Annotated in this window: 16 protein-coding genes; 11 read left to right on the plus strand and 5 right to left on the minus strand. The window is 59.2% G+C overall.

From position 1 onward, the window contains the following. The first annotated feature begins 368 nt into the window (after positions 1-368). The 3 genes from M0D68_RS28370 (at position 369) to M0D68_RS28380 (ending at position 5,231) form a co-directional block, all read left to right on the plus strand. Positions 369-1,448 (plus strand): sugar transferase, encoded by a 1,080-nt coding sequence (locus tag M0D68_RS28370; protein WP_093632536.1) that lies wholly within the window; start codon positions 369-371, stop codon positions 1,446-1,448. Between the two features lie 458 nt (positions 1,449-1,906). Beyond that, positions 1,907-2,908, plus strand: a complete 1,002-nt coding sequence (locus tag M0D68_RS28375; RefSeq protein WP_307857191.1) for a polysaccharide biosynthesis/export family protein — start codon at positions 1,907-1,909, stop codon at positions 2,906-2,908. 97 nt (positions 2,909-3,005) lie between these two features. After that, positions 3,006-5,231 carry a GNVR domain-containing protein gene (locus tag M0D68_RS28380; RefSeq protein ID WP_093632537.1) on the plus strand — a complete coding sequence of 742 codons (2,226 nt, stop codon included), beginning with the start codon at positions 3,006-3,008 and terminating at the stop codon, positions 5,229-5,231. A 166-nt stretch (positions 5,232-5,397) separates the two neighbouring features. Here M0D68_RS28380 and M0D68_RS28385 read toward each other — a convergent pair whose 3' ends face one another. Then, positions 5,398-6,798, minus strand: coding sequence for a calcium-binding protein (locus M0D68_RS28385; protein ID WP_200655043.1), 1,401 nt, complete (start codon positions 6,796-6,798; stop codon positions 5,398-5,400). A 455-nt stretch (positions 6,799-7,253) separates the two neighbouring features. On the opposite strand from M0D68_RS28385, the gene M0D68_RS28390 reads away from it, so the two are divergent. The 3 genes from M0D68_RS28390 to M0D68_RS28400 all read left to right on the plus strand — a co-directional run bounded on the left by M0D68_RS28390 (position 7,254) and on the right by M0D68_RS28400 (position 11,101). Then, positions 7,254-8,357: a glycosyltransferase family 1 protein gene (locus tag M0D68_RS28390; protein ID WP_054034696.1), complete on the plus strand. Its 1,104-nt coding sequence runs from the start codon at positions 7,254-7,256 to the stop codon at positions 8,355-8,357. Then, entirely contained in the window at positions 8,345-9,562 is a 1,218-nt protein-coding gene (locus M0D68_RS28395; protein ID WP_266226037.1) for a glycosyltransferase family 4 protein, read from the plus strand. The genes M0D68_RS28390 and M0D68_RS28395 overlap by 13 nt, the downstream gene beginning before the upstream one ends. Positions 9,563-9,625: 63 nt before the next feature. Then, entirely contained in the window at positions 9,626-11,101 is a 1,476-nt protein-coding gene (locus tag M0D68_RS28400; RefSeq protein WP_244862870.1) for a hypothetical protein, read from the plus strand. Positions 11,102-11,257: 156 nt separating this feature from the next. Here M0D68_RS28400 and M0D68_RS28405 read toward each other — a convergent pair whose 3' ends face one another. Then, positions 11,258-12,178, minus strand: a complete 921-nt coding sequence (locus tag M0D68_RS28405) for a glycosyltransferase family 2 protein (protein WP_266226039.1) — start codon at positions 12,176-12,178, stop codon at positions 11,258-11,260. Positions 12,179-12,565: 387 nt separating this feature from the next. On the opposite strand from M0D68_RS28405, the gene M0D68_RS28410 reads away from it, so the two are divergent. Further along, entirely contained in the window at positions 12,566-14,617 is a 2,052-nt protein-coding gene (locus tag M0D68_RS28410) for an acyltransferase family protein (protein WP_211701683.1), read from the plus strand. A gap of 140 nt (positions 14,618-14,757) precedes the next feature. On the opposite strand, the gene M0D68_RS28415 is transcribed toward M0D68_RS28410, so the two are convergent. Both M0D68_RS28415 and M0D68_RS28420 read right to left on the minus strand, forming a co-directional pair. Next, the gene (locus M0D68_RS28415) at positions 14,758-15,861 is read right to left on the minus strand and encodes an acyltransferase (RefSeq protein WP_093632542.1); all 1,104 of its coding nucleotides are present in this window, start codon (positions 15,859-15,861) and stop codon (positions 14,758-14,760) included. 112 nt (positions 15,862-15,973) lie between these two features. Beyond that, positions 15,974-17,455, minus strand: a complete 1,482-nt coding sequence (locus tag M0D68_RS28420) for a flippase (RefSeq protein WP_211701682.1) — start codon at positions 17,453-17,455, stop codon at positions 15,974-15,976. 271 nt (positions 17,456-17,726) lie between these two features. On the opposite strand from M0D68_RS28420, the gene M0D68_RS28425 reads away from it, so the two are divergent. The 4 genes from M0D68_RS28425 (at position 17,727) to M0D68_RS28440 (ending at position 22,462) form a co-directional block, all read left to right on the plus strand. Continuing rightward, entirely contained in the window at positions 17,727-18,617 is an 891-nt protein-coding gene (locus M0D68_RS28425; RefSeq protein WP_256456434.1) for a hypothetical protein, read from the plus strand. A 211-nt stretch (positions 18,618-18,828) separates the two neighbouring features. Next, positions 18,829-19,743, plus strand: coding sequence for a transcriptional regulator (locus M0D68_RS28430; protein WP_093632545.1), 915 nt, complete (start codon positions 18,829-18,831; stop codon positions 19,741-19,743). A 508-nt stretch (positions 19,744-20,251) separates the two neighbouring features. Continuing rightward, on the plus strand, positions 20,252-21,358 hold the full coding sequence (locus tag M0D68_RS28435; RefSeq protein WP_093632546.1) for a glycosyltransferase family 1 protein: 1,107 nt from the start codon (positions 20,252-20,254) through the stop codon (positions 21,356-21,358). Between the two features lie 27 nt (positions 21,359-21,385). Then, positions 21,386-22,462, plus strand: coding sequence for a glycosyltransferase (locus tag M0D68_RS28440; RefSeq protein WP_200620420.1), 1,077 nt, complete (start codon positions 21,386-21,388; stop codon positions 22,460-22,462). Position 22,463: 1 nt separating this feature from the next. Here M0D68_RS28440 and M0D68_RS28445 read toward each other — a convergent pair whose 3' ends face one another. After that, positions 22,464-23,111, minus strand: a complete 648-nt coding sequence (locus tag M0D68_RS28445) for a hypothetical protein (RefSeq protein WP_266226040.1) — start codon at positions 23,109-23,111, stop codon at positions 22,464-22,466. Positions 23,112-23,314: the final 203 nt, after the last annotated feature.

Consider the following 23,314-nt stretch of genomic DNA (forward strand, 5'->3'; position numbering starts at 1 on the left):
TGCCGCACGGAATGTATCCGGTCGAGGGCGTAGCGTATTGCTGTGGACTGAAGTACTGCTTATCAAGTGGATAAGACCGTGACGTGAAGCGACACGAAATGCACATCGGACCAAGGTGCAGACTCCCTCCGCGCTGGGCGCGCATAGACGAGTCGAAACCCTGGGCAGGCTGCCGTTCGCGATCGACACGGTGGCGGTCGAAGAGATATATCGGCGCGGACGACAGAGTGCGTCCCGCCGCTAGCGATGCGGGAGGCGAGATTTCCGTTGCTGGTCCTACGGCCGGTTCGACGGAAATCAGGCAGCCGTGGGCGGCGATGAGTCGGGAGTGATCGTCGCGGGGAACGTTAAGGTCTGGGGTAACAGAAATGTCAGTACTAGTCCATCGATTGACCGACATCGCACTGATCGTACTGGGTGCGTTTGGCGCGTTGCACTTGAACCTGCCGCAAGTGGGTCATCCACACGAGCTTGATCCGTCGCTCGTCGCGTTCGTTGCTGCCCTTGCTCTGTCCGTGTTTCCGGCTTGCGGAACCTACCCTGCGCGGCGTACGCGGGCGGTGTTCGGCCTTGCGAGCCGCACTGCATTCGCGTGGCTCGCTGTCCAGCTCTGCGGCCTTGGGTTGCTCTATGCAATTCATCGTGAGAACCAGTTGCCGTTGCAGTGGTTCCTCTATTGGACGCTCACGACCGGCATATCCCTGCTCGGCTCGCATACGCTCATCTTCGGCGAATTCAAACTTGCCCGTTTCGCGGGACTTCGGCTCGCCGGCACTTCGGGCTTCGATGCCGAAATCGATACGACGCCCCGCGAATATGGCCTGGACAGCGCTGGAGCCGTACGAAAGGTCGTCAAGCGCAGCTTTGACGTCGTGGTCAGTGCGTTGTTGATAGTCGCGCTGCTGCCGGTCCTCGTTTTGCTCGCGGCGGTCGTGTTGAGCGATGGAGGCCCGGCCGTGTTCGGACACGTCCGTGTGGGGCATAAAGGGAAGAAATTTCGTTGCCTAAAGTTCCGTTCGATGGTTGTGAACGCAGACCAGGTGCTCAAGACCTTGATTGAAAACGATCCGCAGGCGCGTGCCGAGTGGGAACGTGATTTCAAGCTCAAGAACGACGTGCGGGTCACCCGTATCGGCCGGTTTCTACGCCGTACCAGTCTGGATGAGTTGCCGCAGTTATGGAACGTGATGCGCGGCGATATGAGCCTGGTCGGACCGCGCCCTATCATCGACCAGGAACTGGAGCGCTATGGAACAAACGTCATGTACTACCTGATGGCCAAACCCGGCATAACAGGCCTGTGGCAGGTCAGCGGCCGCAGTACGACGGACTACGCGACGCGGGTGTCCCTGGATGTCGCCTATGTGAAGAACTGGTCGTTGCTCCGGGACGTCGCCATTCTTTTTAGGACTTTCAAGGTGGTCTTCAAGGGGAGTGGCGCGTACTGAATCGGAGGTGACGGGTTGATCGAAGGCTATAAGGCCGGGCGGCGTGGGGCGGCTGGGTATCGCCAGCAAAAAGTAAGAAAAAATTCTACATAGTGATGTGCGCGTTGCAACGGGGGCATCAGGTTGGACGCGCGACAGAGGGAGTAGCGATGATGTTACGCAACAAGTTGGGTTCGGAAAGGACCACGAACGCGCAAGAGTCAAATGTATTGGTTGAAGAGCGAGCAGACCCGGTGCACGATTCATTCAGGCGAACTCGTGCTGCAAGCTGCCGACAACAGGTCAGGACTGCGGTCACCGGCGCTGCGCTGGCGGTATGCCTGGCAGGGTGTGCATGGTCACCGGGGATGTCATTCAGTCCCCCATCCGGAACGTCTGGTCCGGGACAAGCGGAGGGGGGCAGCGGTCTCGCCAGCAGCAGCGTGCGCGCGACGGCAGACGCTCACCCGGGTAAGGGTGTGGATGCGGTCCCCACGGGCAGCCTGATCGAAATCACCGACGATCTGGTTGAAAAGGAACGCGCCGAACGCTCGAAGGCGGTGCCTGACGAAGTCACGCAATTGTTCGCGAAGCCAGCGCCATACACGTTAGGGGCCGGCGACATATTGAGCATTGTCGTATGGGATCACCCTGAGCTGAATATGCCGGGCTCCTCGCCGTCCGCCGGACCTGAAGCGAACAGCGCAGGTTCGATGACCTCGGGCTATACAGTCGACTCGGGTGGCATGATCCAGTATGCCTATATCGGTCCACTCAAGGTGGCAGGGCTCACCGAAATGGAGGCGCGTGATCTGCTGGCCCAAAAGCTCAGCCGTTACGTGCGCCAACCTCAGGTGACGTTGCGGATTGAGACTTATCGAAGCAAGCGGATCTATCTGGACGGCGCAATCAGGAATCCCGGCGTGCAGGTTCTCAACGACATGCCGATGACCTTGCCCGAAGCCATCAATCGTGCCGGAGGATTTACGCCTACCGCGGACAGGTCGATGGTCGCAATTACGCGTGGCGACAAGACCGTGAATGTTGATATCCCCGGCATGATTGCAAAGGGCGTGAACCCCGACAACATCGAACTGCGCAGAGGCGATATGGTGCGCGTCTTCGCGCAGACCGACACGAAAGTGTACGTTTTTGGCGAAGTCCAACGTCCGGGGAGTTTGACGTTCAACAACGGTCGAATGAGTTTGAACGAAGCGCTAGGTGACGCCGGCGGCATCAGTCAAACCTCGGGAGATGCGTCGCAGGTCTTTGTCGTGCGCGGGCGCGACGTGGGTAAGCCGGTGGTCTTTCACCTGAATGCCGGGTCTCCGGCTGCGATGGCAACTGCGGATGGCTTTGAGCTAAAGCCAAATGACGTGGTGTTTGTCGATGCATCTGCACTTGTCAGGTGGAGCCGCGTGATCGGTTTGATTGTGCCAAGTACACAGGCGGCAGCTGCTGGCCGGGCCATCGGTTACTAATGAAACAAAAATCTGTTTGGCCTGGCGGCAGTGCATCCGGCAGAGCGATGGCGAAAGCAGGCGTTGCCGGAACGTTTGGGAATAGGGGAGAAGGCACATGAATTACCATGACCCGTCAATTAATACCATAGATGTAGTCCCCGAACAGGCGGACCATCTTGGCGTCTTTCTGGACGTCCTGTATCAGAACCGCGGCATGATCGCGCTGATCACCGCGTGCTTTCTTTTTATGGGTGCGGCTTATGCACTGCTCGCGGCGCCGGTGTATCAGGCCGATATTCTGATCCAGGTTCAGGAGAATCCGAATGCCGCCAAGGACGCCTTGGGTGACGTGAAGTCGATGTTCGCTGTCAAGACGGCTGCTTCGGCCGAGATCGAGGTGTTGCGCTCCAGACTGGTGATCGCGGGAGCCGTGACCAGTGCGCAACTCAGCCTCAGCGCGACGCCGCGGTATTTTCCGGTAGTCGGCCGGTGGATTGCTGGCCACCTGAGTGATCTGGCCCACTCCGGCATGGGCGGCTATGCATGGGGTTATGAGCGGATCAGCGTTTCGAAATTCGATGTGCCCGATGCACTGCAAGGCGTGACATTTATCCTGACACTGCACAAGAACGGCAACTATTTGCTGAAGTACAAAAGCATCGAGTTGCCCGGGCGCGTCGGTGAACTGTTGCACGCTGAAACGGCCGAAGGGCCAGTTGATCTCCTCGTGGACCAGATCGTCGGAAAGCCGGGCGTCGGTTTTGAACTTGTTCGGACTTCGGAGCTTGCTGCGATTCAGCGTGTGCAATCGGGCTTGTTGATTTCGGAGAAAGGTAAGGAATCTGATGTGATCGGCGTAGCTCTGGAGGGCACCGATCCGAAAAAGATCAGCGCTATTCTCGATGCGATCGGTGCGGCGTATGTTCGGCAAAATGTCTTGCGTACTCAGGAAGAGGCACAGAAGTCGATCACATTTCTCGATGCTCAATTGCCTGAACTGAAGTCCAAACTGGAGGTCGCGGAAAGCGAGTTCAACGCATTTCGGGCGAAGAACGGGACAGTGGATCTTAGCGCGGAAGCAGCCGCGCTTCTGCAACGGTCGACCCAGGCGAAAAGCAAGGTCGCCGACCTTGAGCAGCAGCGAGCGTTGCTTCTCGCGCGGTACACATCGGAAAACCCGGCAGTGATCGCCGTCAACGACCAATTGAGCGAGGCTCAGAGGGAGGTTGGAGGCATTGCTTCCGTGACCAAGCAACTGCCGCCGATGGAGCAGAGCCTGCTGCGGCTGCAGAGAGAGGTTCAGGTGGATACCTCCATCTACACGAACCTCTTGAACACCCGTGAGCAACTGCGTCTTCTCAAAGCGGGGAAGGTGTCGAATGTGCGATTGGTAGATACCGCTATCGTGCCGGATAGTCCGATTCGGCCGAAACGCGTGCTTGCGATTATCGGAGCCTTGATGGCGGGCCTGTTCGCGAGCGTCGTGTTGGTATTGCTCAAGCGAAGGCTCTTTGACGGCGTCACCATTCAGAACGAAATTGAAACCGGCACGGGGCTGTCCGTGTACGCGACGATTCCTCGCAGCAGAGTACAGGAAACGTTGGCCCGTAGTCTTCTACGCAACACCGATTCAAATCTTGTGCTGGCGCACGCAGCGGCGGGCGATGCAGCGATCGAAAGTCTGCGAAGCTTCAGAAGCGCGCTTGAGTTTGCTCTCGTCGACGCACCTAACCGGATTGTCTTGCTCGCCGGGCCGACGCCCATCGTGGGCAAGTCATTCGTCTCGGTTAATCTCGCGGCGTTGATCGGGGCGTCGGGGCAACGTGTGCTGCTGGTCGATGCTGATCTGAGAAGGGGCACGTTGCACCAATATCTTGGAGTTCCATGCAGCCCTGGCATTACCAATATCGTGACGCGTGACAAGACGTTCGAAGATGCTGTACACCGCGGCATTCTGCCAGGTGTCGATTTCATCGCGAACGGAGGATACATACAGAACGCAAGCGAAATTCTCAAGCATCGGAACTTCCTCGCGTTCGCCCAGCAGGTAGACAGCGAATACGACGTGGTCCTGATCGACGCGCCGCCTATTCTGCCGGTTGCCGATTCAGGCATTGTGGCTTCGATTGCGGGAATGGTGTTCGTGATTGCACGACACGGCGTGACAACGGTGGAGGAACTGCGCGAGTCGACGCGCAGGTTCGAGCAGATCGGTGTGCCGATTCGCGGTGTCATTTTCAACGACGCGATGTCGAGACCAGGTCGCTACGGGAAAGCGTACGCCGCCTACGGATATTCCAGCTACACCACCGGAGTACCCGCCAAGGGAACTGAGGCCTGACATTGCAAGGGGGCGCGAGCGCGCAGTATGTGTGTCGGTACGCGATTCAGCAACTAGTGGAGCTGATTCGCGGACGGACGCCGTACGGGGCGATACGCCCGTACACCCGTGGCTCGTCGCTCGAATCGGCAGCCTCGGGATAGCGGTCAGGCGCTGGCGAACGCGTTCAGGTTCCCGGCGTGTCCGCGAGTGTGACTTCGAGCAGAATGACGTGGTCAGGTACGTTCACGGTGAGTTGGCGCAAATCGCGATGGCTGGCGAGCGGCGCCGCCGAAACGAGCGGATCGTACAGGTCAACACGGCTCGCTTTCACGCCGAAGTCAAGTTCGACAGAGGCAGGCGGGCTGGTGAGCGGTGTCCCCGCCGCCCGGTCCCAGATCGGCGTTTCGTTCCATAGCGCCAGTACGAAGCGACCGTCCTTTTTCTGCAGCAGCAAACTGTTCGCCGATACCGGCATTTCGGAGAGTCTATAAGCGAGGGTGCCACGCACCGCGCCGGTTGTGCCGTTCGCGCGCAGTGTCGTGCCAGCGTTCAGTATCGACGTGAGATTGCGAATCGCGTGGGCCACCTGTTTGGGACTATTGTCGTTGCGAAAGAGTCCGTAGTGCATTTCGCCGCTCTTGTTCTGCGGATCGGGTTTCTGGTCGAGCAGTTCGTAGACAAAGGTCCGTTTTACGCCCGCCGCCGCCGCGTCCATGTAGCCGTTGAGAACACCCTTGGCCTGGGTCGGCTCGTCGACGCCGAGCATGTACCAGCCTGCCTGAGGCATCGAGAAGTAGCCGAATTCGGTGATGACGAGCGGCAGCTGAAACTTCTTGACGGCATCAATGGCCGCGCCCATCCACCTGTCGCCGTTCGCGTTATAGGTTGGTTGTTCGCCGTTTTGTGGGTAGACATGCTGATTCGCGTAATCGGCGGAATCTGCGCGCGTCTCGACTGACTTCTCGTCGTAGCCGGTGAGATCGTAGACGTGCACGCCCTTGAGTTCCGGCGTGGCGTGTACACGTGCGTAGATCTCGCGCTGCACGGCGAGCCCGGCAGCGGTGCCCGTGAGGCCGTGATAGGGGATCGGCCAGTTGTTGATCTCGTTGAAACCTTCGATGGCCGTGACACTGCCAGGCACTGTGACGTTCAATTTCGCAGCCTGTCCGATTGACTCCGCAAAGTTCGAGCCCGTCAGGAAGTTGAATTTGACGCCGTGTTGCGCGAGATAGACATAGCTTGAAAACGGCGGACTGCTGCCGGGCGCATAGTCGCGCACGTGATGGATGCCGAGCCATGCCAGATCGTCGGCGACGTTACGTACGTTGACATAGGCGCCATCGGTATAGTTGACGTGGGTAATGACAGCGAGTGTCTCGATGAAGGTGTCGGCAGGCATGGCTCGCACAGCATCGCTGGCTTGCACCGTCGATACGCACGCGAGCACGCAGATGCCTGCTGCGACGCTTTCGGCGGCGCGTGTGCCGAACCACCGGTATGTTTTCGTCCGGTTCGCGGATCGCGAACCGGACGAGACGGCTGTGTTGGCGGGCAGGACACGGGTGGTTGCTACGGGATGCTTCACGGCGGATTCCTTGTGTGAGAGGGCTGCCGGCTCCGTGCGCGTTGCGCGATGCCGGCATCTCGATGGTTTGGCCTCTGTTGGAGACGCATTCAAAGATCATCTTGATACGTTGTTGCGTCCTTCGTGTGTGCGACGGCGAACGGATAGGACGTGACATGCTGCGCGAAGGTGTGGGTCTCCGAGGCAAAGGGATATCCTGGCCCGCCCGGCCCGCCGCGGCGGGCTGCGTTTTTGTACGCGCGGGCGTTCCGGTTCACCTATGCGATTGCCGGCGAACGGGGCCCGGTGTGAAAACTGGCGTTGCATGAGCGACGGCGAACATTTTTCTGGCTGCGGGTCGGTCACACTCTGGGCCATATGACCTGTATGACGCGGTCTGTCGAATCTGGTTGTGTGCCGCGGTGACTTTGCGCACGCGTAACGACGTACCTTGAGCGATGCCCCGGAACCCGCCGATGAAACCCCTGCATACTCCGAATCTGGTAATCAATGGCCGTTTTCTGGGGCGCCGCGCGACGGGCGTCGATCGCTTCGCATTCGAGACCATTCGAGCGCTCGATCAGTTGATCGAACTGGACGATCCGCTCGTCGCCGGACTGAGGACCGAAATCGTCGTACCCGAAGCACTGGCCGGCATGGTCAATCCGTTTCGGCACGTCGGGCTGCGGGGGAGCGGAAAAGGCGGCGGCCTGCGCTGGGAACAACTCGCGTTACCACAGGCGGCATCGGGCCGCCTGTTGCTCAATCTCTGCAACTCCGGGCCGCTGATGTACGGCCGTCAGGTGACGGTGCTGCACGACGCGGCGCCCGCACGCGTGCCCGACAGTTACAGCCGCTCCTTTGTCGCCTGGTACCGCCTGATGGCACCACGCATCGGCCGGGTATCGCAGCGCGTGCTCACCGTGTCGGAATTCTCGCGGCGCGAGTTGTGCGACGCTTACCGGATTCCTGCCGGCAAGATTGGTGTCGTGCCGGAGAGCGGAGAGCACATGTTGCGTGTGCAACAGGATCAAGGCGCAGTGGAGTCCACGCTGAACGGACGTCCATTCGTGCTGGCGGTGGGAAGCCTCAACCGGCACAAAAATTTCCGTCTCGTGGCCGAGGCCGCGCACCTCATCAACGATGCGCAGTTCGACATCGTGGTGGTGGGCGGCGGGGATTCGAGGGTGTACGGAGCGGGCCGGGATGCGTTGCCCGCGTTCGTGAAACACCTCGGTTACGTGAGCGACGGCGAGTTGGCGGCGCTGTACCGGCGCGCGGCGTGTTTCGTGTATCCGTCACGTTATGAGGGCTTCGGGCTGCCGCCGGTCGAGGCGCTGGCTCTCGGCTGTCCTGTCATTGCTTCGAGGTTGCCGGCCGTGCTGGAAGCGTGTGGCGATGCCGTGCTCTACACCTCGCCGGATGATCCCGCGGAACTAGCGCACCTGCTTGAACAGATCACCAGCGACGCCGCGCTGCGTGCGAGTCTGCGCGAGCGGGGCCGTGCGCGTACTGCGGAACTGACCTGGCGTGCCACCGCAGTCAAGCTGATCGAGGAGATATCGCCGTGGCTAATGTAACGCTTGCCGCAACCCTTGCAAACGACACACGTCGCTTCGGCCGGGTAGCCCTCGTGCATGACTGGCTCGCTGCGTATGCGGGTTCGGAAAAGGTGGTGGAACAGATTCTTCAATTGTTTCCCCATGCCGATCTCTACAGTATCGTCGATTTCTTTCCGGAGTCGCAGCGGGGCGTGCTGGGCGGAAAACGCGCCCATACTTCGTTTATTCAACATTTGCCGCGGGCGCGCAAATCGTTCCGCAGCTACCTTCCGCTTATGCCGCTGGCGATCGAGCAGTTCGATCTATCGGCCTACGATCTCGTGATTTCGTCGAGCCATGCTGTGGCCAAAGGCGTGCTGACCGGGCCGCATCAGGTGCACGTGAGCTATGTGCATTCGCCGATTCGCTATGCGTGGGATCTCCAGCATCAATATCTGGCCGAAGCCGGCATGCAGCACGGCATGAAGAGCTGGATCGTGCGTCTGCTGCTTCATTACATGCGTATCTGGGACCATCGCACCGCACATGGTGTGGACGCTTTCGTCGCCAATTCGGCCTTCGTCGGAAGACGCATCCGGAAGGCCTATGGTAGTGACGCCACCGTTGTCTATCCACCTGTCGATGTCGAGCGGTTCGAGCTTGGCACGCAGCATGAGGACTTCTATCTGATTGCCTCGCGCATGGTGCCTTACAAGCGGATTCCGCTCATCGTCGAGGCTTTTGCGGCGATGCCCTCGCGGCGTCTCGTGGTGATCGGTGACGGCCCCGATTTCGCGCGCGCCAAAGCATGCGCGACGCCTAACGTAACGCTGCTCGGTTATCAGCCCGATGCGGTGCTGGTGGACTACATGCAACGCGCGCGCGCCTTCGTCTTCGCCGCGGAAGAGGACTTCGGCATTTCGGTAGTCGAAGCACAGGCCTGCGGCACCCCGGTCATCGCGTTGGGCCGTGGAGGTGTGCGGGAGATCGTCGTCGATTCTTCGGATCCGGAGCGCGGCACGGGGCTTTTCTTCGATGAGCAGAATGTGGCGTCCATCGTCGATGCGGTGGAGCGTTTCGAAGCGCGCCCGCTGTTTCGTGGGGAAGTCTGCCGCCGCAATGCCTTGCGCTTTACGGCGGAACGTTTCAAACACGAATTCATGGATGTCGTGGAACGCGCGATGCATGACAACAAAGGGTTTGCCGATACACCGCCGGCGCTCCAGTACCGACGCTCCGCATGAGACGGCGCAGCAACAAGATCGTTCGCGCATGAGCGTGCGGCGGACGGATAGGGGTTCAAGCAAGTGGAACTGACGATATTCGGGATCATTGTGTTCGTCACCGGAATGGTGGCGCTCTACACGTCGCATCGCGCCGTGATTTACGGAATGGCTGTCTACTCGCTGTTCGGTTGTGCGCTCGCGTTGGGATTGGGCGGTATCGGCATCTTGCCGCCACAACTCTTTCTCGCATTCTTCGCCTTGAGGGCTTTCAATCTTGTCGGCGGGAAGAAGCTTGGCGATGCGTTCTCGATGGACAAGCCGGGTTTCTGGCTGCTCTGCAACTGCCTGTGGGCAAGTGTGGGCGCCATCCTGCTGCCGCGCCTGTTACTCGGTACGACGTTCGTGTTTCCCGTCGATCGCAGTACCGACTTGATACTGCTACAGCCGCTCCGCCCCGTCTCGGGCAATCTGTCTCAGGTGGTGTATTGCATTGGCGATGTCGTGGTGTATTGCTGCATGTATGCATTTCTGAAATGTCGTGGCGCGTACAGGACCTTCGCGAACGCGATCTTCCTGCTCACTCTGCTCGACGTGCTCGCAGGCGTGATCGATGCCGTTTCGCACATTGTCGGCATTGATGTTCTTTCGCTCGTCAAGACAGCACAGTTCGCCGATCTGAGCGGCGAGGAATTGGGTGGACTGGTGCGCATCAGCGGCACGTTCAGCGAGACTTCCGCGTTCTCAACCTTCACGCTGCCGCTCTTTGTCTTTTGCCTGAATCTATGGCTGGTCGGGTGGCGTCCGAAACTGGCCGGCGCACTTGCTGTCGCGACGGGTGCACTGATGCTGCTGTCCACTTCGGGAAGCGCCTATGTCGGGATGGCTGGGTATCTGATCGTATTGGTGTTCAGCAGGCCGCATCTTGTCGCGCGCGACGCTGCTGTGCGCAAGCATCGCATGTGGATCATCTCTGCTTGCATGGGCGTGCTGGGTGTGCTCTACGTCATACTCTTCCTGCCGGGGGTGGTGGATACGCTCGGGCAATTCGTCGACGCGGCGATATTGAGCAAAGCTGGTAGCTCATCCGGCGTTGAACGAATGAGTTGGAACACTCAGGGCATGACCAATTTCTTCGATACCTATGGGATAGGCGTCGGATTGGGCAGCATTCGCGCATCGAGCTTCCTGGTGGTACTGCTGGGGAGTCTGGGTATCGTGGGTGCGGTCTGCTATGGGATGTTCGTTGGCAAGTCTCTGCTCTCGCCGATGCCAGCCCATTACCCAATCACGGAACGCGCCGTCTGCTACGCGGCTCGGCATAGCATGATCTCGGCATTGATCGTCGCTTCGACTTCGGCTGGGGTGTTCGAGCTGGGTTCGTGTTTCTACCTGTTTGCGGCCGCAGCGGGGGCACTCTCGCCGCTTGCGTCAAGACGCGTATTCAGGCGTCAGGGACGGGTTGCCTCTTCTGCCTATGTCTGGCCCAGTCGTAACGTAGTAGAACCTGTCGACGTAGAGCCTGTTGAATTTGTGACGCAGCCGAAACGCCGCGGGTAGGGTTCTGGCGAAGAGCCGCGTGGGAGAGTGCGCCTGGCCTTTTAACCCCGCGCGGCGGCTTGTGCGGCGCACTCAACAATCACTCGACGATCCGCGGCTGGTACAGGAAGAATGCCGGCTTGCAATCTAACGCTATCGTCTTATGTTCGATAGTTTTCATAACTTTGCCGCTCGTTCAGGTGTCAGCCTTCCTCGTACGAAGTCCCAGAGGCCGATCAGATTGCCGCTCAGACGACCGCGACGATCGACCCAAGGCTCCGGTGCAATACTTCGTACAATATTGCTGGCAACATTTCGCAGAACGTGGTCGAGCGCAACGCGCAAAGGCATCGTTTTCTTTCTCACTAGATAGAGTGGATTGATGACCTGTGAATAGCCTAGCTTGCGCCCAGACACCCTCCCACGCTTGGCTCCCAGGTGCACTCCGAGTGCGGTATTAACGCGAACGACACGACGGCCGAGATTCCATATCTGGCCTCCGAAATCACGATCCTCCTGCCAGCCATAGAGAACAAGGCGCTCATCAAAGCGGAGGCCTGCAATGCTGCGGGCTCGAAACGCCATATTGCACCCGTAGGGAGCACCGGCCGGAGTTGCAATCAATCTTTCCGGGGTTTCACGCGTCCCGGCCAGGATAGCTCGTCCTTCTTCGAACGAATAACCCGGCCCATGGATGCCATCTGCGAGTACCGTTCCGGTAACACAGGCGATAGAGGGATCGCTATCCAGGACCTTGAGGATTTCCGAAATCCATGTGCTGTGCATCAGGAAATCATCGTCCAGAAAGATCACGACGTCGAAGTCTTCCGGCACATGGTTCAATGCGGTATTGCGTTGCGCGGAACTGCCAGGCTTCCCCTTGATGACGAGCATGCCAGGTTGGCTTGCAAGGTCGCCAATATCCTCATCCGATACGCAAGAGACGATGATCAGATCCGGCTTGACAGTCTGCAGATCGACGAAGGCGATGACATGCTTAAGGAGCTCGGCGCGGCCCCGCGTGGCGAAGATCAGGCAAACTTTTGATTGCTTGCCGGCAGAGGGGCCTCTGTCGTGGCTTATTTTCACGGTTTCCATCCTCAGTGTTTCCGTCCTCAGTGTCTATGCTGGGGCCAACTGCCGTTGTCTGGCCTCGGGCTGAAAGTTGCGGATGCCGCAAGCAATTCCAGCCACCATGTAGAAGGCATGGTATTGGTCTGGCAGACGCAGCACTGCTGCCTACCGCACACGCAAATACACGCATATCGAGCGCTCGCGAATCGTATCCCGTATGTGCGGTGCGCCACACAGGGTGCGAGAGCGTTTGGGATGTATGCGCTTGCGTGGGGTAGGTAGCAGTGCGCGTATGGCGAGCCGATACCATGTACCAGCAGCCTGAACGGCGCGCTGCGTCGCGCGTCGTCATCGAGCGGATTTGCCGTTGGCCAGGCTCGCAGCCACACGGACATTCGAGGGGAGACATCGATGAGCGTCACATCGCGCAAGCCTGTACAGGCTTATCGGCCGGACATTGATGGATTGCGCGCGGCCGCGGTTATTTCAGTGGTCATTTTCCATGCGTTCCCTGGGACACTGGCGGGTGGCTTCGCCGGCGTGGATATATTCTTTGCGATCTCCGGCTACCTGATTTCGCAGCACATCATCGAGACGCTCGATCAGGGACGCTTCAGCCTCATTGACTTCTACGCGCGGCGTATCAAGCGCATCTACCCGGCTCTCATCACCGTGATGGTCACCAGTCTCGCGGCTGGCATCGTGCTGATGGCGTCGGGTGAACTCAAGCAGCTCGCATCGGATGCACTCGCGAGCGTCGCGTTCGTCGCGAACATCTACTTTTATATGACGCGAGACTACTTTTCGCAGGGGGCATCGACAAGCGCGCTCCTGCATCTGTGGTCGCTCGGCGTGGAGGAGCAGTACTACATCGTCTGGCCGATCGCGCTCTTTCTGCTCTGGCGATTCGTGAGTCGGCGCGTGGCGACAATTGCGATCGCCGCGGGCATCGTGCTGTCACTTGCCAGCAGCATCTTCCTGAGCGGTACGCACGCCATCGCGGCATTTTATCTGCCGGTCACGCGTTTCTGGGAATTGCTGTTTGGCTCCGCGCTTGCATGGGTGGAGTTTCATTCCGGCGAACGCCGCACCGCGCTTGCAAGGGATACGGCGTTGGCATGGCGCTTGACGCTGCGCGATTTCGCCTCGTTTGCAGGCGTCGCCCTCATTGCCGTCAGCCTTGCGTTGTTCGATCCGAAGATTGTGTTTCCGGGCTGGCGGGCGGCACTACCCGCCGGCGGCGCCACGCTCATCATTTCCGCAGGCCCGGCGGCCTGGTTCAACCGCCGGGTGCTTGCCCTTAAGCCGTTGGTCTACATCGGACTCATCAGCTACCCGCTTTATCTCTGGCATTGGCCGATACTGGTCTTTCTGCATCTTTTGAGTGGCGGCACGCCAACGGCGACGATGTTGGTCGCCGCCATCGTCGTCGCTTTTGCGTTGTCTTCCATCACACTCAGCTTTATCGAGACGCCCGCGCGCTTCAGCCGCACGGTGCGGTGCCACCCTGTGCGTGCTGCGAGCGTGCTAGTCGCGATGATGACGGGCGTTGGCCTGTCCAGCTACGCGATTTCGAGCGATAACGGCTTGCCGGACCGTTTTCCCGACGCGAGCTTCGGCGCGCATCAGCAACACTGGGTACTCACTGACACATGCAAGAAGACCTTCCCGGGTTCGGAATTCTGCGTCATTCCCGCGCCCAACGAACGTCCCGAGGTGGCGCTGCTCGGCGACAGTCACGCCAATCACTTGTACGAAGGGCTGCGGCCGGCATTGGCATCCAACGGGATTGGGCTGTTTGCGGTCGGTAGCGGCAACTGTCCGCCGTTTTCCGGCGTTGACATTTACCTTGGCGAGCACGTCAAGCATTGCGCGGCGCTGTTCGGCGGCGTGCTCGATTACGTCGTGAAATCGTCCGACATCCGTTCGGTGGTGCTGTCGAGCTACGCCATTTCGTCGATCACGGGCGGCTTCGACTACGGTCAGGGTGGCTATATCCGTCTCGTGGCTGCGGGCGGCGGTCGGGCGAATCCGACGCTGGGCCAGCGTGACGAAGAGAGCAACCTGGACGTCTATCTCGCCGGTCTTGAACGCACCTTGGGCCGGCTTACCGCTGCGGGTAAGCACGTGGTGTTCGTGCTCGACACGCCGGAGCTGGATTTCGATCCCAGCGCCTGCGTACGCCGCCCCGTGCAATTTTCCGTGCGCTCGCCCTGCGCGGTCCCACGCGCAAAAGTGGAGAAGCGGCTGAGGGCCGTGCAAACGCGCATCCGAGCGGTGCTGGCCAGGTTTCCCGACGTGAAGGTGTTCAATCCGGTTCCGCTTCTGTGCGACGCGCAGAATTGCTACGCACGGCAGGGCGGGGCGTTTATGTACGCGGACCGGGATCACTTGACGTCCGATGGTTCGCGCTACGTCGTTAGGTGGCTCATGCAGGACATCGAGGGCGGGGGGCAAATCTGAGTGCTCCTGCCACGCATGAGCAGCTTCGATCTCGAACAGGGCGGCATAGCCGGAGTCGCCAACTGAGGTGAGGCCGGTTCGCGCCGGCTCCGATCACCTTTGATTGCCGTCAGTGCCAACCTCTCGCCAAGGTTCGCCAGTCAGCTCGCGTCCTGTTTGACGGGCACGTTGCGGGCCCGGGCTTCATGAGTGGCCATGACCGGCTGGTTCAGTCCTGCGTGGCCTGTTCCACGCAACGGTATCTTCGCTAGCCGCTGCAATAGCCGGCGCGCGTTCTTGTGCAGCGGTCGGTCGACGAACCAGTAGAGTATGCCGCCCACCGCTGTCGCCAGGACAATGATGGCCGCCACGCCGATGGGCGCAGTGACGTCAAAATCATTGATAGCCCTCGGCAGCAGTTTGCGCGCTGCTTCGACGCAGTATGGATGGCTCAGGTAGACGGCATAACTGGCATTGCCAACGAATATCGCGCCACGTGTCAACAGGCCCGACCCCATCTTCGATTCGAGACTCAGACTGCCAATGACCATCAGGAACGCCGGAATGCCGTAATACAGCAACGGGATATTCGCCATTGCGTGCCAGTCCACGAATGCCATCCATGCGTAGGCGCCTGCCACGATACAGCCCGCAAGGACCGGTATGATCCGGACCCCGAGCCTCCAGAGCCAATAACTCGCGAAGCCGAGCGGGAACTCAAATACGCGCTGATAGGAGTAGAACGTGGCAATCGCGCCGTGCGAGCCTGAGGCCTTTAATGCGCAAAAGATTGCGAAGATCAATGCCGACGCGAATAGCAGTCGATGGCGGCGCATCAGTATCAGCGACACTGCCGCAACCACGTAAAACATCATTTCGTAGTTCAGCGTCCAGCCGACGAACAACATCGGGAAAATTTCGCCGCTTTCCTTGCGGTAGGGAATGAAAAGCAGCGACTTGAGCAGGTTTCCGAAGTTGGCCGTCGTTGAATTGAACAAAGACGGGGCGATGAGGGTGCCGGCTAATACGCTGAATGTCAGCAGCCAGTAGAGCGGCACGATTCGGGCAATGCGGTCTGCGAGAAAGCGCCCTACGGTCATACCGGGGCTATCCAGCACGAGTGCGATCACAAATCCGCTGAGCACGAAGAAAATGTCCACGCCGAATTCGCCGAACGTGTGTCCGGTCGGCGCAAGGATGTGAAAAAAGATGACCGTCGTGGCCGCAATTGCGCGCAGCACGGTAAGGGAGTGGAGCTTGCTCATGTCTGGCTCGCAGTCTGCGTGTTCGACAATCCCGACCGGAGCGGACGCTCTGTGTCGGCGCGGTCATTCAGACATCGCGCGGGGAGGGAGTGCCCGTTGCCATGCCGCGTGATCATTGGCTTTGCGCCCACCGTCGCGTGTAGTTGCGCATCGACGCGACCAGCTCGAGCACACGTGCGTAGAACCGAGGTTCGGTGCGTGCGCTCCATGCGAGCGAGACGGCTGTCATACCGAGCCACACCACGATGCTTGGCCATGTGAGTGGAGCGAAGACGAGTGTGCCGACATACGCTGCTGTGACGATCAGCGCCGGCACGGCCAGCATGCGTGTTGGCCGCGCATCCAGACGCGCGGCATGGAGCAACAGCACGCCGTCGAGCAGGTTGCGCGCGCTCCACGCGAGCGCTGCGCCCAGCACGCCAAAGTGTTGCAGCATCCACCACAGCAAGGCAAGGAACGGCAACATTTCATAAGCCTGCAAACGCGCGACGATGCCTGGCCTGCCCGTTGCCTGCAGGTGGCAGGCAGCGATCCATGCGAGGGAGTTGATCCAGATGCCAACCAGAATCGTCTCACCAACCGACGCGGCACGTGAGGCGAATTCCTGGCCCACCCACAGTGAGAGAAAGGGATGCATAAGGAATATGCCGAACACCATCATCGGCGTGAGTGCGGCGGCGAGGCCGCGTATCACGCTGGAGGAGAGCGCCACGCCGCTCGCGGCGTCGAGTGCCGAGAGGCGCGGAAATAGCGTCCGGGCGATGACGGATGGAAAAAGTCGCGCGCGCGCGGCGAGATTGAAGGGCACCTGATAGTAGGTGACTGCCTGCGGCCCGAGCGCGTGGCCGATCATGAGGCGGTCGGCGGTCTCCAGCAGCGGCTGCGCCAGGCTCGTCACGCTGATCCACGCGCCGTAGGAAAACAGTTGGCCGACCAGTTCGCGGCGTGGGCCGCTGGCGAGGCGCAACGGAAAGACGCGCCAGACCGCGAATGCCGTCACCGTCAGCGCCGCTACCCCGGCCACTAGCGTGCCGAACACCAGAAAGCGCAGATTCGGCCCGAAGACGAGCGCCGCCCCGAGCGGCACAAGCTGATACATCAGCGTGACCGGGAGTGTTACCGCGTTGAGCGTGCCAAAGCGCTCGCGCCCCACGAGTGCGCCGTTGAACACGGAAATGAGATTCGAGAGCGGCACGAGACAGGCTACGTAGGGCAATGCGGGCAACAACTCGACGCGCAGGGCCTCCCCCATGTCGAAGTACGCGAGCAGCGCGTGCATGAGCGCATACAGTGCTACGCCGCCCACGAGACCCAGTGCTGCGTTGAGGATCATCGCTGTCCACAGGACTGCTTCGCGCTCGCGGTGTGGCGCATCGCCGAGTTGCGCGATGCGGTTGGACGTCGCCGAAGACAGCCCCAGATCGAGAAAGCCGAAATAACCCTGCACCATCCAGACGATGGCGAGTACCCCGTAGCGCGCCGCACCGATGTGGTGGAGATAAATCGGCGTCGTCACGAGCGCAACGAACATAGGCAGGATCCCGCCCACGAAGTTGAGCGTGGCGCTGCGTGTGAGACTGGGTTTTGCGGTCATGGGGTACTCCAGTGCGCGACTTGCACATTCTGACCGAGGCAGGCGAGAGCGTTTGTGTGTCCGCGTACGGAGAGACGGGGTTTAAAGGTTAAATCTATCGAGGCATGTTTTGCGTGCGGTAGCCAGCAGTGCTGCGTCTGCTACACCAATAGCATGCCCTCTCATATGCTGGCTGGAATGGCTTGCGGCTAGTCAAGCGCTGACGAGAGAGGCCTTGGACATCGGGTTCTGCCGCGCTTGCGACGTTGTCTAACCCTTTGGATTTACAACAATGATCCCTTCTGCCGACGCTCTGCTGACCGTTGATCAAGCCGTCTACAAGACCGCATTCAACAATACACCGTTCAGTTTCAAGCACTGTCTGCATCAGCTGTCGATGTTCCAGCCGGCGGCACTAGCGGAGTTGGCGAAGAAGTATGGTGGGAAACCTGCGGATTATTACGTTTCCAATTCGGCTTCCACGCCGGGGACCCGATTCTTCGATGTCAAATCAAAAACGTCGAAGCCGGATGAGGCGCTTGCTCAGCTTGCCACGGGGCCGACGCGCGTGCTTTTGAAGCGGCCCGAGAATTATGACGCCGGCTTTCGAGAACTGTTGGACAAGCTGTTCGAAAAAGTGATCGAACTACGCGGCGGTCTCAATGGTGAAAAGGTCGTGCGGCTCGAATCGGCCATCTTCGTCAGCTCCGCCTCCTCGACCACGCCGTTCCATTTCGATCCGGAAATCAATCACTTCTTCCAGATCGAGGGCGACAAGCACTACCATGTCTATCGTCCCAGTGCCGTTCGGGAAGACGAACTCGAGGATTTCTACGTGCAGGGCATAGTCGAGATCGGCCAGGTGGATCTGGCCACGCGAGACAAGAGCCTCGAACATGTCTTCGACCTTGTGCCCGGTAGTGGTTTTCACCAGCCGCAGGACGCGCCCCATTGGGTTCAAACCGGCGCGGAACGCAGCGTTTCCTATGCGTTCGTCTATGAGACCGACGCGAGCCGGGCCCGTGGCCGCATCCTGGCCGCCAATCACATCCTGCGCAAACTCGGAGTAAATCCTCAGCCGCCCGGTGCGAACGCCGGGACCGACAATGCGAAATCATCGGTGATGAGGGTTGTTGTTCCCGTCCGCAGGCGTATCGTTCGCAATCTGAATCGGGGCCGTTGATCTGGCATTGCAGTCGTCATTTTCTCGTCTGATTCGATGGACTGAACCAACCAGAAGGTGCGCTAGCGCACCGAACCCCTGAAAGCTGGGTTTGATCGGCTTGGCCTCCGGTGTACGATTTCTGCAGATTCCACGCAATTGGGTGGCGTTCGGCTTTGGCACTAACGGATCTCGTTTTCCCAACGGTTATCAGACTATAAGGAGCGATCGCATGGACATCTCCACGGATTCCGCGGTCCCCGAAGTGACATTGCCAGACAAGTGGATCGACGCAGATTCTTCAGTGTTTCGAGAGCGTTTCGACCGGAAAAGCTTCGAGGTTTCCCACCGCCTGGCATCTCATCCACGCTTTGAAGTCCCTCAATTGATAGATTTGGCGGAGCGAACCCTGAGAACGCGCCCATCTGATCTCTACTACGACATGGGTGACGTCGCACCTGGTCAAAAATGGAGAGATACGAATCGTGCGTTCTCACCGCTGAATGCACTAAGGCAGCTGGAAGATTCAAACGCCTGGTTCATCCTCAGAGACGCGCAAAGAGATCCTGCCTACACCGAGCTGTACAGGCATGCGATTGCAGAGGTCAAGGATATGGTTGGCGGCGGCATCGAATCCAAGATCAGAAATGAGGAGATCATCATTTTCATAACGTCGCCGAAGCGGGTGACGGCATATCACATAGATCGCGAATGCAATTTTATTCTTCAAATCCATGGGGGAAAGGATTTGTACGTCTTTGACCGGGAAGATCGGCAGGTTCTTCCAGAGGTGGAAATTGAGCGGTTCTGGACGAACGACAACAACGCGGCAAACTATAGACCCGAACTGCAGGACCGAGCGCGGCTGTACAGATTGGTCCCGGGAAATGGCGTTCACGTTCCTGTCAACTGCCCCCACTGGTTGAAGAACGATGACAATATCTCGGTGACTTTGAGCGTAAACTTCCAGTTTATTGACTCTGTGCGAAGGGATATCTATCGCGCCAACTATTACCTCAGGAAGCTTGGAATCAATCCCAGTCCGCCTGGACGAAGCGCGGTGCGGGATCGAGCCAAGGCCATGGCGTTTTCGACGGCGCATGCCGCCGGGCGAGCTATCAAGTCGGCTTTGCAAAGAGGCGGTTAGTCTCAAGCCGGTCGCTTAACCAATTGAAAATTGGCGTCGTCGCGTCGGCCCTGCAGGCTGATTCCCAAGGCCCTCGTGGAGACGAGGGCCTTTTCTTTGAGGGCGTTCATCGGTAAGCGCTGACCAGACAAGGTATCGGCATCAGTTCCGGCGATCAACTTGCCACGAGACTGCGGAAGGCCGGCGTATCGGCTGGAGCTGTCCGGTCAAGTTTTGGGCAAGCGCATGATTGCCCCTGGAAACCGGTAGCGCGCGGGCTTACCCGGTATGCGCGTGTTTGCGTGCGCTTGCGTGCGCTTGCGTGCGTTAGGCAGCAGTGCCGTGTTTGATACACCGATACCCTACCTGTCAGAGAAAACTGCGTTGTCCTGCGTAACGTCGCCAGCGACATCGTGCGCAGTATCGCGCCGGCGCTTTGAGGCGATCGTCTGGACCGTTTGAGCGGCAATCTGATTGGCTTCTGGGACTTTGTGCGAAGAATATTCACGCGTGAGCGTGCGGGAAAGTTATGAAAACGATCGCATCGAAGACGATAGCGTTCAACGGCAAGTTCTTCGGGGCAGCGCCGACGGGCGTGCACAGGGTTGCCGAGCAACTCGTCGCCGCAACTGATGCCTTGATTGCCGGGCAAGCCGGTAACGACGTTGATTATGCCGTCGTAGTCAGAGACAGCGTCGAGGTCCCGCCTTACCGCAATATTTCGTGCGTTCGCGAGAATCCCTGGGTTCGCAGGATACACAGAATCGCGTGGGAACAATGCTATTTTCCCTTGGCTCGCAGAAAGGACTTTATTCTCAACCTCTGCAATCTCGGCCCGCTGTTGCATCGCGATTCGGCGACGATGATCCACGACGCCCAAGTGTATTCTGCACCCGAATCCTATTCCCTGGGTTTTCGCTTGTGGTACAAGTTTCTCTTTTTTTTCATTGGCAAGCGGCACAAGATCATCTTTACCGTTTCGGAATTCTCCAAAAGAGAACTCGTACGCTATGGCGTTGCCAGTGCCGACAAGATCGTCGTCGTCTACAACGGTTGCGATCATGTTCTGCAGGTTCAACCCGACGAAGGGCAGCTTGCGGCATTGAGCCTCAAACCGCGGCGCTATGTGCTCGCGCTCGCGAACACCCAGAAGCACAAGAACATCGGCGTCCTGTTCAAGGCGTTCGCCGGTGCGGAACTGAATGGCGTCGAGCTCGTGCTATTCGGTGGCGCCACGCAAGCCGATTTCGAAAATCTCGGGCATGTCGTGCCTCCCAATGTGCGATTCGCAGGCCGGATTACCGATCCGGAGCTCGTGGGGCTGATGGCCAATGCCGGCGCGCTTGCCTTTCCTTCGCTAACGGAAGGGTTTGGTTTGCCGCCATTGGAGGCGATGGCACTGGGCTGTCCGGTGATAGCCGCGCCGTTTGGCGCGCTTCCGGAGGTTTGCGGCGAGGCCGCGCTCTATGCGGACCCTTTCAGTCCGGACGCGTGGCGTCTGAATATTCTAACGGCGCTCGACGACGAGGCAACGCGGCAATCGCTGATATCCGCCGGACGTCGGCAGGCTGGCGGCTTCACCTGGAAACGGGCGGCGCGCAACCTGTTCGAGACTGTGAAAGCTGTGACCCGCTAATCTGGAAAAAGATACAGGGGATACGCGATGTCTGTTGATGTTGATTTCTCGCTGGCACTCAATGATCGTACCGGGAAATTTTTTTTGGGAAACGATATTATTTCGTCGCTCGGCAGTCGAGTTGCCAGGGTCCGCTATGGGCGACTTCACGGATTTCCGCGCAGTGATTTCGTGCGCCGTGTCGCGGGTCGCCTGACTCACAACGAAACAATGGCGAGAGTATATTGGTCATGGCTGATTTCGCTTTTCCCGGTCATCCGCGACCCTCGTCCTACGCTGCATCTCGACCCAGTCAGCGTTGTGCGTCATCGGTTAGAGGCACGCGATATTGTGCTCTGCCATGATGTCGGTCCGATCACGCATCCCCAATACTTCGCACCGGGCGTGGATGAGTTGTATCTCCGGGCCTATGATCAGATCCAGCGAATCAAGCCCCACATGGTATTTGTCAGCAAGACGTCTCAGCGGGAATTTCACAGGCTGTACGGTAACGAATATGCCTCCTCCAATGTCATCTACATTCCGACGCGATTGGGCGCGAAGGAAGGTGAGGGGTGTCCGGTGGATGGCATTTCGCGCCCTTTCCTCCTGACGGTGGGGAGTATCGGTGACCGTAAGAATCAAGCCTGTTGTATCGAGGCATTCGCGGCAAGCGGGCTTGCGGAGAAAGGGTGGCAGTATGTCATTGTCGGTGGGGGCGAGCCTGGCGCCAGTACCGCTGTCGAACTCGCGAAGCAGACTCCGGGTGTCGTGTTGCCGGGTTACACGAGTGACGATGAGCTTCGTTGGCTCTACCGTAACGCATCCGGGTTCGTGCTCATGAGTCTTTTGGAAGGGTTCGGGATGCCAGTTATCGAGGCGATAGAGCACGACTTGCCGTGCCTCGTATCCAGTTCCAGCATATTGACGGAAATCGGGGGCAAAGCCATGCTGGACGCCGATCCGCTTGATCGGAAATCCATCGTGACTGGTATGAGGTCGCTAGCCGTAATGTCGGGCGAGGAGCGAAGCCGCCGAATTTCCCAGGCCCACACGCATCTCCGTAAATTTGCCCGTGAACCCATCCTGGCCAGCTGGAGAGAACTGATTGACAGGATTGGCTGAGTCACTCGCTCGTGCTGGCCACGGCGCGTGGCGTGTGTGAGCCTGAAACCGGTCCGGGCGGCAGGCGCAGTTCAGAACGCCATTGTCCGACACAGAGTGAACGTCGAAAGATTGCGTCGCAATGTGTGAGATTACAGGACAGGTGGGGCCGCGACGCGCGGAACCTGGACAGTTCGCAATGCCGCCATGCTTCGAGCGCTCGCTCGATAAGTTCGACAATTGGCAATCGGCCAGGGAGATGGCCAATATCGACGCCGGCCTCGATCTCTTTGACAATGGCTTGCGCAAACTGGCCGCGGCGGATCGCCATGTCTACTTTCTCGACGATCGCGCCTTGTTCAGGAGCCTGTGGGGCGAACGTGACGGCCAAGGTCGTCCGCTTTACAAGACATTGCATCTGTCGCCTGGCTGCGCCGTCACCAATACATCCGGCGACGATCCGCACAACGCTGTCGTTGCCGACGGTCACTGCGGCGTGGTCTGGAATACCCTTTGGGCACAGCACCTTCACTTCCCTGAATGCCGCATTCGGATTGCATCTCAAACCGATCACGGATGCCGAGGTCATCGGCTTTCTGCAACCCAGCTTCGCTGCAAGCGCGCGATCGGCCCTGGCAATGCCGGCATCCTTATCGAAGTAGCGTGGCATGAGCGACGCCGAACATTCGCCAGGGCGGAGATCGGCAACACTCTACACCAGATGGATAACGTGGCTTGGCTTGTCGAATTATCTCCGCGACCGGATCCCTTGCATAAAAAAGATATTCGACATGGGTGGCAATGTCGGCAATCTTTTTTTATCGCGGGAAATCCCCCAGCTCTGCTGGGGGACTAACACGGTTTGACGTTTCC

This window comes from Paraburkholderia sp. SEWSISQ10-3 4, assembly GCF_030464785.1.
Classification (GTDB): Bacteria; Pseudomonadota; Gammaproteobacteria; order Burkholderiales; family Burkholderiaceae; genus Paraburkholderia; species Paraburkholderia aspalathi.

Coding starts and splice junctions, on each gene's coding strand:
- M0D68_RS28380 (WP_093632537.1), top strand. CDS start 3,006: ATGAATTACCATGACCCGTCAATTAATACCATAGATGTAGTCCCCGAA.
- M0D68_RS28405 (WP_266226039.1), bottom strand. CDS start 12,178: ATGGAAACCGTGAAAATAAGCCACGACAGAGGCCCCTCTGCCGGCAAG.
- M0D68_RS28440 (WP_200620420.1), top strand. CDS start 21,386: ATGTCTGTTGATGTTGATTTCTCGCTGGCACTCAATGATCGTACCGGG.
- M0D68_RS28370 (WP_093632536.1), top strand. CDS start 369: ATGTCAGTACTAGTCCATCGATTGACCGACATCGCACTGATCGTACTG.
- M0D68_RS28390 (WP_054034696.1), top strand. CDS start 7,254: ATGAAACCCCTGCATACTCCGAATCTGGTAATCAATGGCCGTTTTCTG.
- M0D68_RS28420 (WP_211701682.1), bottom strand. CDS start 17,455: ATGACCGCAAAACCCAGTCTCACACGCAGCGCCACGCTCAACTTCGTG.
- M0D68_RS28430 (WP_093632545.1), top strand. CDS start 18,829: ATGGACATCTCCACGGATTCCGCGGTCCCCGAAGTGACATTGCCAGAC.
- M0D68_RS28410 (WP_211701683.1), top strand. CDS start 12,566: ATGAGCGTCACATCGCGCAAGCCTGTACAGGCTTATCGGCCGGACATT.
- M0D68_RS28425 (WP_256456434.1), top strand. CDS start 17,727: ATGATCCCTTCTGCCGACGCTCTGCTGACCGTTGATCAAGCCGTCTAC.
- M0D68_RS28435 (WP_093632546.1), top strand. CDS start 20,252: ATGAAAACGATCGCATCGAAGACGATAGCGTTCAACGGCAAGTTCTTC.
- M0D68_RS28445 (WP_266226040.1), bottom strand. CDS start 23,111: ATGCCACGCTACTTCGATAAGGATGCCGGCATTGCCAGGGCCGATCGC.
- M0D68_RS28415 (WP_093632542.1), bottom strand. CDS start 15,861: ATGAGCAAGCTCCACTCCCTTACCGTGCTGCGCGCAATTGCGGCCACG.